We start from the raw sequence: 17,168 nt of genomic DNA, 5'->3' as shown, positions 1-17,168 counted from the left end.
GGCGCCAACGCCCAGCAGGGCGCGTTCAACCTCGGGTTCGGTGACATCACCCTCGGCGACAAGAGCACCAACACCGCCACCAACGGCGGCGTGGTGGTCGACGGCGAGAACAAGGGCGACATCGTCAGCGGTGACGGGGCGGTGCTGGGTGACGGCAACACCATGAACAACGGTGACATCTGGGCCGGCTCCGGCTCGCATGTCGCGGTCGGTAAGGACAACGCCATCGAGGACAACTCGCAGCACGCCGGCGGTGACCTGATCTCCGGCAACGATGGCCCGGTGATCAGTGACGTCGACATGAGCGGCGGCCACGGTGGCGGTGCCTCCGGTGGTGACAGCCTGATCGGTATCGGCAGCGGTGGCGCGTCCGGTGGCGACGGCGGCAATGCCGGTTCGATCATCCTGACCGATGCCTCGACCCACGCGGTCGGCGGCAACCAGACCACGGTCGACGGTGACTACGGCAGCCGCAACACCCAGGACAACTCGGTGAACACCTCGGTGCAGACCGAGACCACCCACAGCGTCGAGGACAATTCGTCGAGCTACACGTCCAACATCGGCTCCGGCAACGACACCGCGTTCGCGTCGAACAACGACACCCTGTCCCACAACGACACGTCCTTCGGGTCGCACAACGACACCAGCTCGGCGCTGGGCTCGGGCAACAGCTACGAATCCCAGTCGCACACCGATGTCGCGTCGCACAACCCGATCGACACCGGGCTCGACGCCTTCTGATCCGATTCGCCCCAGGGACGGGGGCCATCCGTTACGCGGGTGGTCCCCGTCCCATTGGCGCGCCTACCGTTGAGCCCGGCAGGAGGGATTTCCATGACGCAGCCCGCAGACCCGCGCAAGGTCAAGGTGATCGTCGAACTCATCGACCACACCAGCACGATCGCCGCCACCTACGACCGCGGCGATCTGGTGGAGCGCCTGCGCGTGGCCAAGGTGCGCATCAGTGACCCACAGATCCGGGTGGTGATCGCCGGCCAGCTCAAGCAGGGTAAGAGCCAACTGCTCAACTCGCTGCTCAACATTCCGGTGGCCCGCGTCGGCGATGACGAATCCACCGTGCTGGCCACCGTCGTCGCCTACGGCGAACAGCCGTCGGCCCGGCTCGTGGTGGCGCGGCCCGACGGTGCCGAACCGGAACTCGTCGAGATCCCGCCGTCTGAGGTGACCAACGATCTGCGTCGCGCCCCGCAGGCCGGCGGTCGTGAGGTGCTGCGAGTCGAGGTGACCGCGCCCAGCCCACTGCTCAAGGGCGGGTTGGCATTCGTCGACACCCCCGGAGTGGGCGGCCATGGCCAGCCGCATCTTTCGGCCACCCTGGGTCTGCTGCCCGACGCCGATGCGCTGTTGATGGTCAGCGACACCAGCCAGGAATTCACCGAACCGGAAATGACCTTCATCCGCCAGGCGATCGAGATCTGCCCACTGGCAACGATTGTCGCGACCAAGACCGACCTGTATCCGCATTGGCGCCAGATCGTCGGGGCCAACACCGCGCATCTGCAGCGGGCCGGTATTTCGACCCCAGTCACTCCCGTCTCCAGTGTGCTGCGCAGCCATGCGATCCAGCTCAATGACAAGGAGCTCAACGAAGAGTCGAACTTCCCGGCCATCGTGAAGTTCCTGTCCGATCGGGTGTTGAGCCGTGAGACCGACCGCATCCGCGACCAGGTGGTGGCCGAAATCCATTCGGCAGCAGAGCATCTTCTTCTAGCTGTGAACTCGGAGCTGTCGGCGTTCACCGACCCGAATGAACGCGAGCGGCTCACCGCCGACTTGGAGCGGCGTAAGCAAGAAGCCCAGGATGCGTTGCAGCAGACCGCCTTGTGGCAGCAGGTGCTCAACGACGGTATCGCCGATCTGACCGCTGACGTCGATCACGATCTGCGCCACCGGTTCCGTAACATCACCACCCACGCCGAAAAGGTGATCGACTCCGGCGACCCGACCTTGCACTGGGCCGAGATCGGTTCGGAACTCGAAGAGGCCGTGGCCACCGCGGTCGGCGACAACTTCGTCTGGGCCTATCAACGCGCCGAGGCATTGGCGGCCGAGGTGGCCCGCACCTTCACCGAAGCCGGTTTGGAGGCCGTGCAATTGCCGCAGATCGACGCCAGAGACATGGGGGCCGGATTCGGTGAGATGAAATCGCTGGCCCGGTTGGAGGCCAAACCGATCAAGGCCGGGCACAAGGTGATCACCGGTATGCGCGGGTCCTACGGTGGCGTGCTGATGTTCGGCATGCTCACCTCGTTCGCCGGGCTCGGCATGTTCAACCCCCTGTCGCTCGGCGCGGGTCTGGTGCTGGGCCGCAAGGCCTACAAGGAGGACATGGAGAACCGCATGCTGCGGGTGCGCAGTGAGGCCAAGGCCAACATGCGGAAATTCGTCGACGACGTCGCGTTTGTGGTCGGCAAGGAATCACGGGACCGGCTCAAGGGCATCCAGCGTCAACTGCGCGACCACTACCGCGAGATCGCCAACCAGACCACCCGCTCCCTCAACGAGTCACTGCAGGCCACCCTCGCCGCCGCCAAGACCGAAGAGGCCGAACGGGCCACCCGAGTCCGCGAGCTGGAGCGTCAGAAGAACATCCTGACCCAGGTCGTCGACCACGCCCGGAAACTGGCCGTAGCGGGCAACTAAGCTCGAAGGGTTAACTGGCGTCGAAAGGTTGGACCCCGCAGCGTGAGCACGGCCGATCAGGTGCGCTCGATTCTGGGCGGCACCATCAAGGCGTACCGGGGTGACCCGGCCTATCGCCATCGGCCCGACGTGCACAACGAGCTCGACCGCATCGGGCGTCGGCTCAACCAACCGATCCGCATCGCCCTGGCCGGCACGCTCAAGGCCGGCAAGTCCACGCTCGTCAACGCCTTGGTGGGAGAGGACATCGCGCCCACCGACGCCACCGAGGCCACGCGCATCGTCACCTGGTTCCGGCACGGGCCCACCCCGAAGGTCACCGCCAACCACCGCGGCGGCCGCCGGTCGAACGTGCCGATCGCGCGGGACCCCAACGACAGAGGCCTGACGTTCAGCTTCGCCGGACTCGACCCCGATGACGTGGTGGACCTCGATGTGGAGTGGCCGGCCGCCGAGCTCATCGACAGCACGATCATCGACACCCCGGGCACCTCGTCGCTGTCGCGCGACGTCTCCCTGCGCACCCACCGGCTGCTGGTTCCCGAAGACGGTGTGCCCCGCGTCGATGCTGTGGTGTTCCTGCTGCGCACCCTCAATGCCGCCGACATCGCCCTGCTCAAACAGATCGGCGAACTCGTCGGCGGGTCTTCGGGCGCGCTCGGCGTCATCGGGGTGGCCTCGCGGGCCGACGAGATCGGCGCCGGGCGCATCGACGCCATGATGTCGGCCAAGGACGTGGCCAAACGGTTCACCGAGGAGATGGACAAGACCGGCATCTGCCAGGCCGTCGTCCCGGTGTCCGGGCTGTTGGCCCTCACCGCCCGCACCCTGCGTCAGAGCGAGTTCGTGGCGTTGCAGAAGCTCGCCTCGGTCGAGCCTGCTGTGTTGACGAAGGCGATGCTGTCGGTGGATCGGTTCGTTCGAGAAGACCCGGCGCTGCCGGTGGACGCGGCCACCCGCGCGGCGCTGCTGGACCGGTTCGGCATGTTCGGCATCCGGATCTCGATCGCGGTGTTGCATGCCGGGGTGTCCGACTCCGTCGCGCTGGCCGACGAGCTGCTGGAGCGCAGTGGCCTGATCGCACTGCGCGACGTGATCGACCAGCAGTTCGCGCAACGGTCGGAGCTGCTCAAGGCGCACACCGCGCTGCTGTCGCTGCGACAGTTCGTCCAGCACAATCCGATCTACGCGACGCCTTACATCCTCGCCGACATCGACCCGCTGCTCGCCGACACGCATGCCTTCGAAGAGCTGCGGCTGCTCAGCCTGCTGCGCTCGCGGCCCACCACCTTGAACGACGACGAGATGGCTTCGTTGCGGCGCATCATCGGCGGCGCGGGCACCGATGCGGCCAGCCGGCTCGGGTTGCAGCCCGACGCACCATTCGACGGGCCACGGGCCGCCTTCGCCGCCGCGCAACGCTGGCGGCGACGCGCCGATCATCCCCTCAACGACCCGTTCACCACGCGGGCCTGCCGCGCCGCGGTGCGCAGTGCGGAGGCGCTGGTCGCCGCGTACTCGTCCCGTCACTAACGAATCTCCGCTCGCCGCCGACATACAGGTATGCGTGATTGCCTGGGGTTGTCCGTCGGGACGACCACATTGGTGGGCGTCGCCGACCAGGCACCGCTCGTGCGTCCGGCGGTGCTGCCCAACGGGTTGGCGTTCACCGACTTCCTCGGACGGGTGGGTGACCCGGTGCCGCTGATCGCGGCCGATGGTTCGACGCATCGGGCCGAGCGGTTGTTGGCCGAGGCGATCGAAATGTTGACCCGCGAGGCCAGCCCTGCACGTCGTCCCGACGTGTCGGTGGTGGCGGTGCCCGCACATTGGAGCCCGGTGGCATTCGATGCGCTGCGTGGGGTGCTGCCCGGGGTCCGGGTGGTTCCTGATTCGGTTGCGGCGCTGACGGCCATCCAGTCTCATCCCGGTCTGCCGGCCCGCGGTGTCGTCGCCCTCTGCGATTTCGGTGCCTCCGGCACCAGCCTGACCCTTGCCGACGCGTCGGCCGGGTTCGTCACCATCGGACAGACCGTGCGGTTTGACGAGTTCTCCGGCGACCTGATCGACCAGGAAGTGCTGCGGCACGTTCTGCGCAACCTTGAGGCCGAACCGGCCGGGACGGCCGCGGTGGCTACGTTGGTTCATCTGCGTGAGCAGTGCCGCGCCGCCAAGGAACGGCTCAGCGATGAGAGTGCCACCAGCCTGGCCGGTCCGAGCGGCGCAATCCGGCTCACCCGCGCCGAACTGGACGCGGTGGTGGACCAGTCCTTCGGCGGCGTGATCGAGGCACTCTTCGACTTGCTGCGCCGCAACGGTATTCACCCATCGCGGCTCGCCGCCTTGGTGACCGTTGGTGGCGGGGCGAGGATACCCCTTGTCACACAACGACTTTCATCCGCTTTTCGAATTCCGGTCACCACCGTGCCGCAGGTCCAGGTGATCGCGGCGGTCGGTGCCGCGCTGCTGGCCCGTCGCGGCGCCGACGAGACGGCAACGCAGGTGGCGGTTGGTCCTGCATCGGTCCCGGTGACAGAGACGGCGACGGTGGCCGCGTCCGCGCTGGCCTGGTCAGTCGAGGACTCGGCGGCTGAGGTCGCCGAGTTCATTCCCGAATCGGTGACCGAGGATTCGGCCCGGCCGGAGTTCGTGTTCTCCGAACCGCCCATGGCGCCCGCCCCCGCGCGTCTTGCCTGGTACCGGCGTGGCGGCGTGGTGACCTATGCAGCGGTGTTCCTGGCCGTGGTCGGCACTGTTGGCATGGTGTTGTCGGCGCGCGCCGATCGCCTCGACACCGCGGTTTCCGGACTTCTGGGACCGCAAACAGTTCCGGCCGAGTCTCCGTTGGCCCAGGCCGCGCCCGCACCGCCGACCCGGACCGTGGTGGTGCGTGATCCGTCGTGGCCGGGGCCCAAGGCCGGCGCTCCGGCTGCTGCTCCTCGCCCGGCGGCCGCGCCACGGATGGTGCAGAGCGCGCAGAGTCCACCTGCTCCGCAGCGAGTGGCTCCCGCGCCGCAGGCGCCGCTGCCGGCCGCTCCTGCGCCCGCGCCGTTGCCCGCACCGCCGGTGGCTTTGCCACAAATTCCCGTGCCGCCGTTGGTGTTTCCGCCTGTCACACTGCCGCAGTTGCCGATCCCGACGTTCACGCCGCCGAGCCCGTCACCGTCACCCAGTCCGTCGCCGGCCCCTTCGCCCAGCCCGTCGCCGACGCCTGAGCCGACGCCTGAGCCGACGCCCGAGCCGACACAGGAGCCCACACCTCAGCCGACGCATACGCCGGAGCCCACGCACTCGCCGGAACCCACCTCAGCGCCCGAGCCCACACCCACATCGTCTGCGCCCTCGCCGTGAGCCACACTCAAATCTCGGATTACTGCTTGATATTGACTGAAATCCGAGGTGTTGATAACTATGCGGCGCGGTCGAGCCGAGCGAACTCACAGCTCGGCCCACACGGATGGCCGGCCACTGCGATCCCGTGCTGTTGCAGCACCTGAGCGATCTTGCTCGCGGTTCGGCATGGCCGGTCAAAGACTTGCCCATACGAGAGCCGGACGGTTGAACGGCCGTCGACTGCGGCGTCGAGATCTCGCTCGAAGTCGGCATCCCGACTGGTCGCTGAATCGTGATGCAACCGGCCGTCGAGCTCGACGATGAGCCGTTCGCCGTACTCAGTGTCGCGGTAGCAGACGCCGACGGACGATGCTGCCCGCTTCTGGCGCTTGGCCCGGGGTAGACCGTGCGGCCGCTCGACGCGAACGAGATAGCCGTGCTCGAGCACTGAGCAGGTGCCGTCGCCGATATCGACCAACACCGAACGTAACCACCGGCGACGGCGGACCCGTGACCGTGAATCGAGCACTTGCAGCAACCGATGGGCAGTGGTTCGCCGCGATTGGCAGGCATTGGCCAGGACCGCGATGGCATCGAGTTCGGACGCGGCGCGGCACGCGACGTCGAGCACGGCTTCGTCGTAACGCATCCGCGGTGGGCTGACGTTCCACAACACCCGCTCTTCTAGGTTCACCAGGTGGTGAATGCAGACTCCCGCCGGTTCAGCCAACATCGGCCGCTGTTGCGCGACGGCGACATGGATGGGCAGGGCGTCGGGTCCAAGGGCAGATTCGAAGCACAATGCAGCCGGAGCCGCGTAAAGCACTGCGGCCCAAGCACGTTGCCGCCACGTCGGCGGCCCGGTGTGGTCGACGTATACGCCCGTGTGGACCCGGGCCCACTCATTGCGTCGGAGCAATCGCCGGATCTCGTGCTCCCGCAGGCCGGCGTCCAACGCCTGCCGACGCGAGATGACCCCATCCTGCTGCCGAAGAATTTCACCGACGTCCACCAACCCGATACTCGTGGACGGTCGCTACGGCGGCCAGAATCATTTCGACGACCTGTGGATAAACCCCGCCGAGCCAGTCAGGGGTTGCCCGCGGGCGGCGGCGTTGTCGTCGTCACCGGCGCAGTGGTGGTTGTCGTCGTCGGGGCCGTCGTCGTGGTCGTGGTCTCGGTCGTCGTGACGGGCTCAGTGGTTGTGGTCGTGGCGGTGGTTTCCTCGACCGTGGTGGTCGGTACGACCGTCTCGGTGACCGTGTGAGTCGGCGCCGGAACCACCGGGGCCGAGGTGGCGACCGATGTGGTGGTGGTTGCCGTAGTCGACGTGGGGGTAGTCGTCGTCGACGAGGAATCGGACGAGAACAGCTGCACCAGGGCATAGATGACCAGCGCCGCGATGACTGCACCCGCAGCGCCCATGCCGATCAGCGCGACGGGCTTGCGGTACCACGGGACGGGCTCGGGAGCGGGCGGCGCGGGCGCCTCGGAATACTCGCCGTAGCTGGGCGCGTACTGGGTGGGCTCGTCGTCGTCGTAATAGTTCGACACGCGCCGATGGTAGGCGGGGTCAGCCGCCTGGCGGGGGATACAGCGTGCGTGTCACGTTGGTACGCGGCCGGTAGTGCGTCGTGGGGTACTCCCCATAGTCGGCGCCCGGCGACGTGTACGACGGCGTGGTCGTTGTCGTGGTGGTCGTCGTCGTTGTCGTCGTGGTGGTCTCCGACGACGTGGTGGGCGAGGTCTCGGTCGTCTCCGACGGCGAGGTGGTCGTGGTATCGGACGGCACGCCGAACTCGGTGGTCACCGGCAGGCGGGAGGTGGTGGTCCGGGTCGTGGTGGACTTCGTGGTCTTCGAGGTCGACGTATAGGCGGGCGGGACGAAATCAATCGGAGCGTCCTCGGGCCCTCCGGAGCTGGTCAACGAGATCACCGCCCACAACACCAAGCCGATCACGGCCAGCGCGGCAGCGCTGGCCCCCGCGACTGCGGGCGTCGAGTGATGCCAGGGCGCCTCGGGAGACTGCCCCTGATCGTCCTCGTCACCGGCCACGGGCACCGATACTATGCCCGGCCCTGAAGCGGGCTTCGGTCAGCTCAACTGACGGATGACTTCACCGGCGAAGAACTCGAGATGATCCAGATCGGACTGGTCGAGCATTTGCAGGTAGACCCGCTGCACACCGGCCTCCAGGAACGGTCCCAGCTTGTCGACTATCTCGGCGGGTGTGCCGACCAGGGGCGAATTGCTGCGCAGCTCGTCGACCTCGCGGTTGATCGCGGCGGCCCGCTTGGCGATCTGCGCCTCGTCGCTGCCTGCACACAGCACGAAGGCCGCCGAGTAGGTCACGGCGTCCGCGGCTCGTCCCGCTGCGGTCACCGCGTCGGCCACTCGCGTGAACTGGGTTTTCAGGGTGTCCAGCGGCACGAACGGCACGTTGAACTCCGACGCGAACTCCGCAGCCAGCGCGGGGGTGCGTTTGGCGCCCATCCCGCCGATGACGATCGGCAGAGATGACTGTGCGGGCTTGGGCAGCGCCGGGGAGTCTACGACGGAGTAGTGCCTGCCGGTGAAGTCGAAGGTTTCGCCGACCGGCGTACCCCACAGGCCGGTGAGGATGCGCAGCTGCTCTTCGAGCCGGTCGAAACGCTCACCCAGCGGCGGGAACGGGATGGCGTAGGCCTGGTGCTCGGCCTCGAACCAGCCCGCGCCGAGACCCAATTCGACACGGCCACCACTCATCTCGTCGACCTGTGCCACCGAGATGGCCAGCGGGCCTGGATGACGGAACGTGGCCGAGGTGACCATGGTGCCCAGTCGGATCGTCGAGGTCTCGCGTGCGAGTCCGGCCAGCGTCACCCAGGAATCCGTCGGTCCGGGCAGGCCGTCACCGCTCATCGCCAGGTAGTGGTCAGACCTGAAGAACGCCGAGTATCCGAGGGCTTCAGCGGCGCGGGCCACCGCGAGCTGGTCAGAGTAGGTAGCGCCTTGCTGGGGTTCGACGAATACACGGAAATCCACGGACGCCAGCCTATCGGCGATCTCAAGTGAGCGGCTGCTGAGTGAGTTCGTCGAAGCGAGCGAGCGCGGTATCGAGGTCTGGTTCGTCGAAGACTTCGCCGAGTCTGATTCGGTCGCCTTCGACGGTCAAAACGCAAACGTCCCGCCACTCGGCATCGAAACCCTCTTGAGAGGTTGCTGTCGCCACATGAGTGACGACCACTCCGACGTCACTGAGCCGATGAACCGCCTCGACGTAGATGGTGGCGTGTGTTGTGATGTCCCAGATCGCGCGGAGTGACGCACCCAGACCACCGGCCGCGATAGCGACTGTTCGCCGGTGGTCGACATCCGTCCAATTTGGTGTGGCCGCGGGAAGCTGATGCCGATTCAGCGCAGCGTATGTGCTTATGACCGTCGACCACGTCTGCGCATGGGTCGCGGCCTCACCTGCGAGGTAGCGGGCATCGAGTTCTTTGAGTGCGGCGTCGAAGTCGTCGGAGTCGAAGGTGACGACCGCGGCGATGAGCCCGTGGTCGTCGAGCGCAATGATTTCGAGAATTTCCACATGGAACCCGTCGACCTGCTCATCGCGGTTTGCGTATCGGGAGCGTCTGAGGGCGAGGCGCTCGCCGCGTGTCGCGACGACGGTCGCCGCTGCGTTCCTGACGCCGAGCCCAGCGACTGCGCGGGCGTCTTCGAGGGCGGCATCCCGGCCGCGACGGATTCCGGTGCTGACGATGTGGCGGCGGTCCTCACTGAGCATGTCGTCGGCCAGCATGGTCGCCATCGCATCCAGATCCGGTCCTACAAAACAATTCTGTAAGCGCTCGTACGCGCGGCTCGCCGCGTTGCTCGGCTGTGCCGGGCGGCTGAGTTCGTTTAACCGCGCGAACGCGGCGTCGAGGTCGCTCTCGTCGAAGACTTCCAAGCTGCTGAGCTGCTCGCCATCGACGGTGAGGATGATGACGTCTCGCCACTCGGCATCGAAGCCCTCGTGCGAAGTGCCTTTCAGCACTTGGGTAAAGAGTGCTCCTGACTCACTCAGTCGATGTACGCACTCGATGTAAAGGTTGATGTCCGGTGCGACATCCCATGTCGCATGGATGTACGGGGTGATGTCGCCGGGTTCGAACGCCGTCGCGCGCCGGTGGTCGGTTGTTACCCAGTCCTGCGTCGTCATCAACGGCTCACGGTGGTTGAAAGCCGCGACATTCCGGGCGATGACCGTCCAGGAGCGCGCGTGGTCGACGGATTCGCCAGCGAGGTACCGCGTGTCGAGTTCGGCGATCGCGGCGTCGAAGTCGTCGGGGTCGAAGGTGACGGTAGCTGAAATTCGATTGTCGGAGTCGATCTCGATCACGTGCAGGAGATCGAGGCCGAACTCCTCGGGTGCGCCGCCGCCGAGTGAGAATCGAGCTCGGGCAAGGACGACGCGTTCCCCACGAATCGCGATTGCGGTGGGAGATTGAGTAGCGCCGAGATCGGCTGCTATTCGGAAGTTCTCAACGAAGGATTCCCGGCCGATTTGTGAGCCGGCGCTGGTCACCCTACGACGGTCGTCGAAGCTGATGTCGTCAGTCACCGCCTTCCCCATCGCGTCCCAGTCGCGGGCGGCGAATCGCTCTAGAAAGCGATCGGTCGCTTGGCTTGCCGCGTTTTGCAGCCGCGGCGTGTGCGGGTGCAGCTCCTCGAACCGCGCAAGTGCAGCATCGAGGTCCGTCTCATCGAACATCTCGCAGCGGTTGATCAGGCTGCCGTCGATTGTCAGAAGGTTGATGTACCGCCAGGCCACCTCAATGCCCTCCGGGGAGTTCCCCTGCGCCGTATGGGTGACGACTGCGCCGAGTTTGCACAACCGATGGACAGATTCGATGTGGATGGTGCCGCCAGTCAGTTGGTCCCAGGAAGCCTCGATGCTTGCGACCATTTCACCCGGGGCATACGTCAAAGCGCGCCCTCGCTGGTGGTCGACATTCACCCAGTCCAGCGTCGTCGCGGGGAGTTCGCGTCGGTTGAGTGCAGCGTATGCGCCCGTGATCGCTGACCACGTGTGCGCATACGGAGCTGCTTCACCCGCGAGATATCGAGCCTCAAGTTCAGCAAAGGCAGCGTCGAGGTCGTCGGGGTCGAATGCGATGACGGTCTCGACCAATCCGCCGACGACTTCGGTTACGTTGAGCGATTCTGCGTCGAAACCATCGCGGCCGTGGAGGCTTGCACGGCTGAGGCAGAGACGATTACCCCGGACCGCTAGCGTTGTTGTCGAGATGGTCACCACGCCCAAGTCGGCGACGGCTCGAATATTGCCGAGCGCCTCGGAGCGACCATTGTGCTCTCCGCGGATGCCCCGCCGTCTGTCATCAATCCAGACCTCCTCAGCGAACAGCGGACCGATTTCGTCCCAGCGGCCGACGGCGAACAGGTCATTGATCCGATCGTTGATTTGCGTTGCGCTGTTTTCCAGCGAGGCCTGCTGTGTTCCCGCGAACCTGGTGTACAGACCGTCGAGTTCAGCGAGCGCGGCGTCGATGTCTTCGATGTCGAAGGACATTTGCAGGCTGATGCCACCTTGTGCATCCAGCCCGAACAGATGCAACAGCTCGTCGCGTGGCGCGCCAGGACTCTCATCCGCAGTTCCCAGTATCGAGCGGACCAAGGCCAGGCGTTCACCGCGCACGACGACAAGCACCCGATGGATCTGCACGACGCCGATCCCAAGGAAATTTTGCGCCGCACTTGCCCACTCGCTGGGCGAAATTTCGGTCCGTGTGAAGCCAACTATCTTTCGCCGGCCCTCGAGCGTGATTCTGGGAGCGAACACCTGATCCAACTCGTCCCAGGCCTCACGGGCCGCACTGTCGTCCAACCGGCGGATTGCCCGCACACAGGCGCTATCTGACCTGGTCCCGCTTTCCGATGTGGCATCGAAATGCGCCTGAAGGCGCCGGGGCACTTGGTCCTTCGAGTGTTGCACTTCGAAACACGCATACTGCGCGTCAAGTTCGGCAAGCGCATCTTCCATGTCGTCGACGTCGAACCATATTTGCAGGGCGATTCGGCCGCCCTCATCGATGCCGTACACCTGGAGCAGTTCGTCGCGCGGTGCGCCGGGGCTTTCATCGACAGTGCCCAAGGCGACCCGTGCGAGAGCCAGGCGTTCTCCTCGTACGGCGACAACGGCATGGTTCGCCCGCATGATCCCGTTCTCGAGGTCGCACCTTGTCTGGTGCACGACGTCCCGTGGTGAGAATTCGGTCCGGTCGAAGCCGATGAGTTTGCGCCGACTCTCGATAAAGCCTTCGGGAGCGAACATCTGCTCGAATTCGTCCCACGCCCCGGCCTCGATCGCGGCCGCAGCACGTTCGCTCACCCGTGTGCAGGCGGTATCGGGATAGCGCAACACTTCGCATCGCGTATGCTGCGATGCGAGTTCGGCTGTCGCAGCAACGATGTCGTCGCCGTCGAAGAAAATGACAAGTTTGATCCGACCTTCGTCGTCGAGACCCTGTAGCTCGAGGAGCTCATCCTGAGGTGCGCCGGGGCTCCCATCGTCGGTGGCTATCGTCAGCCGGAAGAGCGCCAGTTTCTCCCCTCGCGTGGCGATGATCGCAATGTGGTGCCGCTCGGCGCCAATCCCGCGGAGGTGTGTCACCTCCTGTGTCCATTCTCCCGACGAGAACTCGGTGCGGGGGAATCCGACGACCTTGCGGCGACTCTCGACGGTGACGTTCGCCGCGAACATCTGCTCGTACTCCGCCCATGCCTCGCGATCGAGTGCGGCACTGAGCCAATAGAGCGCACGCACGCACGCACTGTCCAGCTTGACGTTCGGCGATTCCAGCGATGCTCGTGGACGTACCTCCGATCGGGCGTACTGCGCGTCGAGTTCGGTGAGCGCGGCGTCGATGTCTTCGAGGTCGAACCATATTTGCAGCGCGATTCGGCCCTCTTCATCGAGGCCAAGCAACTGGAGCATCTCGTCCTGCGGCGCCCCGGGGCTGATGTCCGTAGTGCCCGCTTCCAGGCGGGTAAGCGCAAGACGTTCGCCCCGCACAGCTATAACAGTGCGACGGTGCCGTACCACGCCCATTCCACGAAGGAAACGTCTTGCTTCGTCTGCGAATTCGTCCGGTCGCCAGTCCACCCGGGGGAAGCCGACTATCTTCCGGCGGCTCTGGATGGAGCCGATCGGCGCGTACTTCTGCTCGACTTCATCCCAAGCTTCGCGGGCGATAGCGTCATCGAGTTGGAGGATCGCTCGCACGCAGGCGGTGTCCAGTTCGATGGCACGAGCTTCGGGAGTGGCTGGCAAATTGGGGAGCGCCGCCGTGCCGAACAGGGCGCGCGCCCTTTCGACAAGTGCCCCAGCACCTTTACGCTCGTACAGGTCGGCAGCTCGGTCCGCAGCGGCCCGTGCACCAGCACCATCGCCTGCGAAGCTCAACACCGTCGCCAGCGCGAGGCACGCATCACCGTGATCGACCAGCGCGTCGGTCCGTTCGGCAATGGCAACGGCCTCTTCGGCGATGCGTCTCGCTCCATCGTGATCCCCACTACCGGAAAGCAGCTGTGCACGAACCGTGCGCCAGGCGATGGCCGCCTTCAAGCCATGCCCCGCGAGCCGCTCACTCTCCAGACACAGTTCGTCAGCCTCGACGCCTCGGTCCAGCAATAGGCAGGCACGCGCCAACAGCGCGGCCACCTCCGCCGTATCGGCATCCAGGCGCATGCGACGGAAACCGTTGTAGGCCAGACGAAGATGCTCTTCGGCGGCAGCCGCGTCGTCAAGCACCAACTCGACGATGCCGGCGAAGTGCTCGACCTCGAGAAGGGCGTGGCGCAAACCCAGCTCAGTGACGGTGCGGCGCGCCGACTCGATCATTCGCCGGGCCGCGGCGGCCCGGCCGCGGAACGCCTCCAAGACCGCCTGGCATCGCGTCGACGTCGCTTCGACCGCAGGCGAATCGGTCGTGATCCGCAGGAGGCGCACCACGTCGAGGCACCGTCCACCCGCACGCGGAACCGGATTGGGCCCCCACAACGCAGCCAGCGGGGCGCCGGCCAGTACCGCGTTCACCAAACGATGCTCACGCGCATGTCGAGCCGCGGTAAGCGCATTGTCCAAAGCGAGCTCGCAGTCGGCGACACGTCCGAGGCGGGCGAGACACCCAGCGCGGACCGTATGAGCCTTGGCTTCCCCTGCAGCATCGCCCAATTCAGCCAACACTGCAGCGGCTGCACTCACCGCGGCTTCGATCTCGTCCAAGCGTTCGGGGTCGACGAGCATCGAGAGCTGACCATCGAAACACGTCGCCCATGCTGCAAGACGCGCTGAATCCCGAGTGCCCTCTTTCAGTTGCGATACCGCACCCGCGGCTGTGGAGACATCACCCGCGGCCAGCAGCGCCTCGCACCGAGCGACCAGGAGTTCAACTCGCTGGTCGTCGCGGTCGGGCAACTCGTCGTCCAGTTCTTCCAGTGCGTGCAGGGCATGGTCGTAGAGTTCGGCGGCGCCTTCGTATGCCAGTCGCGCCATGGCTTGGTCACCGGCGCGGCGGCAGTACTTGATGGCCTTGAGCGCGTTTCCCGCCCAAGCACATTCGAAGTAATGGTGGGCCAGCTCAGCCAGCAGTTCGTCGTCGGCCCCTGGCATCGTCTCCAGCGTCGTGGCGATCCGCTGGTGCAGCCGCATGCGCCGCATGGAAGCCAGTTCAGCGAGCAATGATTGCCGGACGATGGCATGGTTGAAGCGGTAGCGTCCACCGGCCTCCTCAATGAGGATGCCCGCCTGGCAAGCCTCGTCGAACGCGTCGACGAGATCCTGGCCGACCACCTGCTCGACCAGGTCAAGGGTGAACTGGCTGCCGACCACCGCGGCCGCGGCCAGTGCTTTGTTCGTTTCGAGCGGGAGCCGGGAAAGTCTGCGGCTCACCGCTTCCCGAACACCCTGCGGCAGGGTGCTCGGGTCCCAGTGCCCACCGCTTTCGTCCACATGGCGCAACGCCTCGATGAGGAAGAACGGGTTGCCCCCGGTGACCGATGCCAAGGCGCGGGCCAACTCTTCGTCGTCGTATCCGGCTTCGGCGACGTACGCACTGACGTCGTCCTCGTCGAGGCCGCCCAGGGCAATGCGGTTGGCGCTGCCGTCACGGTGGAGGTCGGCGAGCATCGCCGCCAGCGGGTGGGAGCGATCGAGGTCCGTACTGCGGTAAGTGCCGACGATCTGCACGCGAGCGTGCTCGCCGAAACGCAGCAGGTGGCGGAGCAGCAGCAGGGTGGGTTTTGCCGCCCAGTGCAGGTCGTCGAGTACCAGGACGATGGGCGCTTCCACCGAGGCGACTCCGAGCAGTGCCACGACGGCGTCGAACAGTGCATAGCGTTCGGTGTCTGGGTCGCCGTGCGGGGATGCAACGAGATCGGGGAGAACCTCTGTCAAACCGGGAACCAGCGGCAGCAATGCCTCGACTCCGCGCATGGTGCGCAGCCGATCGGAGCCGATACAGGGCACGAGTGTGCGCAGGGCTTCGGCGAACGGTTGGTACGGCGCACCGAGATCCTCGTCGGACCGGCCGTACAGCACCACCGCACCCTGTTCATACGCTTGCCGGCACCATTCTCCGGCCAGGCGGGTCTTGCCCACGCCCGGTTCGCCCGCGATCAGGACCGCGCGGGTGCCACCGGTGAGGGCCGACTGCCAGGCGGTGAGAAGCTCAGCCAGCTCCCGGCCACGCCCGACGAACGGACCGGGTCCGCCGAGCACTGCCGGCATCATCGGCCGCTCGATGGGGGAATCAGCTGTCGGCGGCGGACTTTCGTCGGTCTGGAGGCGCAGCTCGAAGATGTGCTCGGGCCGTGCCAGGTTCTTCAACTGACGCATGCCCAGGTCGACGAGCGCGACGTCGTCGGACAAGGAGTCGATGACCAACTCGGCGGTCGCGCCCGAACACAGGATCTGGCCACCCGAGGCCTGCGATCGCAACCGGGCGGCGCGGTTGACCGCGCGACCGAAGTAGTCGCCGTCCCGAAGCTCGGCCTCTCCGGTGTGCAGGGAAATGCGGATACGCATCGGTTCGGCCAGCGGCCACGGCTCGTGGAAGATCGCGTCCTGCAACTCGATCGCGGCGGCTGCGGCCGCCGACGGGCGGTCGAAGACCGAGAATGTGGCATCACCCTCGCCGCGCGTCTTGATCAGCCGGCCGCCGCGGGAGGTGACGACCTGTTCGACGAGCTCGTCGTGTCGCGCGAGCGCGAGGGCCATGGCGTCGGCATCTGCCTCCCAGGCGGCTGTCGACCCTTCGATGTCGGTCAGTAGGAAGGTCACCGCCCGCGTCACGGACGGAACCTGTTGTGTCGCAGGGGGGTCGAGCTCGGCATCCTGGGCGACGATCGCGGCTTCCAGCCGCCGTAGTTCGGGTCCGGGGTCGACCCCGAGCTCATCGGCCAGCAGGGACCGGGCCCGGCGATAGGCGCCGAGCGCCTCGCCCTGTCTGCCGGCGCGGTAGAGCGCGAGCATCAGCTGGCCCCAACGTCTTTCGCGTAGCGGTGCGTCCGCCACGGCCGCCTCGAGGTCGCCGATGATCTCCGCCGCACGGCCGGTCGCCAGGAGTGCATCCGCCCGGTCCTCGACCAGTGCCGCGTTGGCCTCGATCCAGCGAGTCTTCTCGGACGCACCCCGCCGACCGTTGGGGAGTTCCGGGACACCACGCCACAGGGTCGCTGCCTCGTCGAACCGCGCCAACGCACCACTTGTGTCGCCGGTACCGAGGGCGTCGTGGCCCGCTCTGGCCAGTCGCTGGTAACGCGGAGCGTCGACCGCGGCTGCACCCAGGCGCCAGCCGGTCCCTTCGGTCAATACGAACCCGTCGCCGAGGGTGTGACGCAGTGCGGAGATGTGGGTCTGCAGGGCTTTGGCCGCCGTGCGTGGCGGATCGTCGCCCCAGAGCAATTCCATGAGTACGTCGGCCGGTACCACCGAACCGCCGTGCAGTCCGAGCATCGTGAGAATGGCGCGCGGCTTTGCGCCCGGTATCACGACGGGCGCACCGTCCATTCGGACCTGAAGAGGTCCCAAAACCCCCAGTTCCACCGATGAAAGCGTACCCACGAGCCAATCGTCGGGGTGACGATTCAACGCACGATCAAGAATGAGTAAAGCCAGGGA

General features: G+C 66.2%; 9 protein-coding genes. 4 read left to right on the top strand and 5 right to left on the bottom strand.

Going from position 1 to position 17,168, the window contains the following annotated elements:
• The 4 genes from A5699_RS02160 to A5699_RS02145 all read left to right on the top strand — a co-directional run.
• Positions 1-744: hypothetical protein (locus A5699_RS02160; protein ID WP_067764684.1), on the top strand; the 744-nt coding region annotated here is incomplete at its 5' end.
• Positions 745-837: 93 nt separating this feature from the next.
• Positions 838-2,667, top strand: coding sequence for an isoniazid-induced dynamin-like GTPase IniA (iniA, locus tag A5699_RS02155; protein ID WP_067764681.1), 1,830 nt, complete (start codon positions 838-840; stop codon positions 2,665-2,667).
• 42 nt (positions 2,668-2,709) lie between these two features.
• A complete protein-coding gene (locus tag A5699_RS02150; protein ID WP_067764678.1) occupies positions 2,710-4,200 on the top strand; it encodes a dynamin-like GTPase family protein in 1,491 nt (496 codons plus the stop codon).
• A 30-nt stretch (positions 4,201-4,230) separates the two neighbouring features.
• Positions 4,231-6,018: an Hsp70 family protein gene (locus tag A5699_RS02145; RefSeq protein WP_067764675.1), complete on the top strand. Its 1,788-nt coding sequence runs from the start codon at positions 4,231-4,233 to the stop codon at positions 6,016-6,018.
• A 58-nt stretch (positions 6,019-6,076) separates the two neighbouring features.
• On the opposite strand, the gene A5699_RS02140 is transcribed toward A5699_RS02145, so the two are convergent.
• The 5 genes from A5699_RS02140 to A5699_RS02120 all read right to left on the bottom strand — a co-directional run bounded on the left by A5699_RS02140 (position 6,077) and on the right by A5699_RS02120 (position 17,057).
• The gene (locus A5699_RS02140) at positions 6,077-7,012 is read right to left on the bottom strand and encodes a type IV toxin-antitoxin system AbiEi family antitoxin domain-containing protein (protein WP_067764672.1); all 936 of its coding nucleotides are present in this window, start codon (positions 7,010-7,012) and stop codon (positions 6,077-6,079) included.
• Positions 7,013-7,089: 77 nt separating this feature from the next.
• Complete coding sequence (locus A5699_RS02135; RefSeq protein WP_067764669.1) at positions 7,090-7,554, bottom strand: hypothetical protein; 465 nt, start codon at positions 7,552-7,554, stop codon at positions 7,090-7,092.
• A gap of 19 nt (positions 7,555-7,573) precedes the next feature.
• Positions 7,574-8,056, bottom strand: a complete 483-nt coding sequence (locus A5699_RS28910; RefSeq protein ID WP_157561044.1) for a hypothetical protein — start codon at positions 8,054-8,056, stop codon at positions 7,574-7,576.
• A 39-nt stretch (positions 8,057-8,095) separates the two neighbouring features.
• Positions 8,096-9,025, bottom strand: a complete 930-nt coding sequence (locus tag A5699_RS02125) for an LLM class F420-dependent oxidoreductase (RefSeq protein WP_067764664.1) — start codon at positions 9,023-9,025, stop codon at positions 8,096-8,098.
• Positions 9,026-9,047: 22 nt separating this feature from the next.
• Positions 9,048-17,057, bottom strand: coding sequence for a BTAD domain-containing putative transcriptional regulator (locus tag A5699_RS02120; RefSeq protein ID WP_082957531.1), 8,010 nt, complete (start codon positions 17,055-17,057; stop codon positions 9,048-9,050).
• Positions 17,058-17,168: the final 111 nt, after the last annotated feature.

Source organism: Mycobacterium sp. E802 (assembly GCF_001666875.1).
GTDB lineage: Bacteria > Actinomycetota > Actinomycetes > Mycobacteriales > Mycobacteriaceae > Mycobacterium.
This window is presented reverse-complemented; position numbering and strand designations above follow the sequence as displayed.

Bases quoted from the DNA above. Each gene is read 5' to 3' on its own strand.
- iniA (WP_067764681.1), top strand. From the start codon at position 838: ATGACGCAGCCCGCAGACCCGCGCAAGGTCAAGGTGATCGTCGAACTC.
- A5699_RS02145 (WP_067764675.1), top strand. From the start codon at position 4,231: ATGCGTGATTGCCTGGGGTTGTCCGTCGGGACGACCACATTGGTGGGC.
- A5699_RS02120 (WP_082957531.1), bottom strand. From the start codon at position 17,057: ATGGACGGTGCGCCCGTCGTGATACCGGGCGCAAAGCCGCGCGCCATT.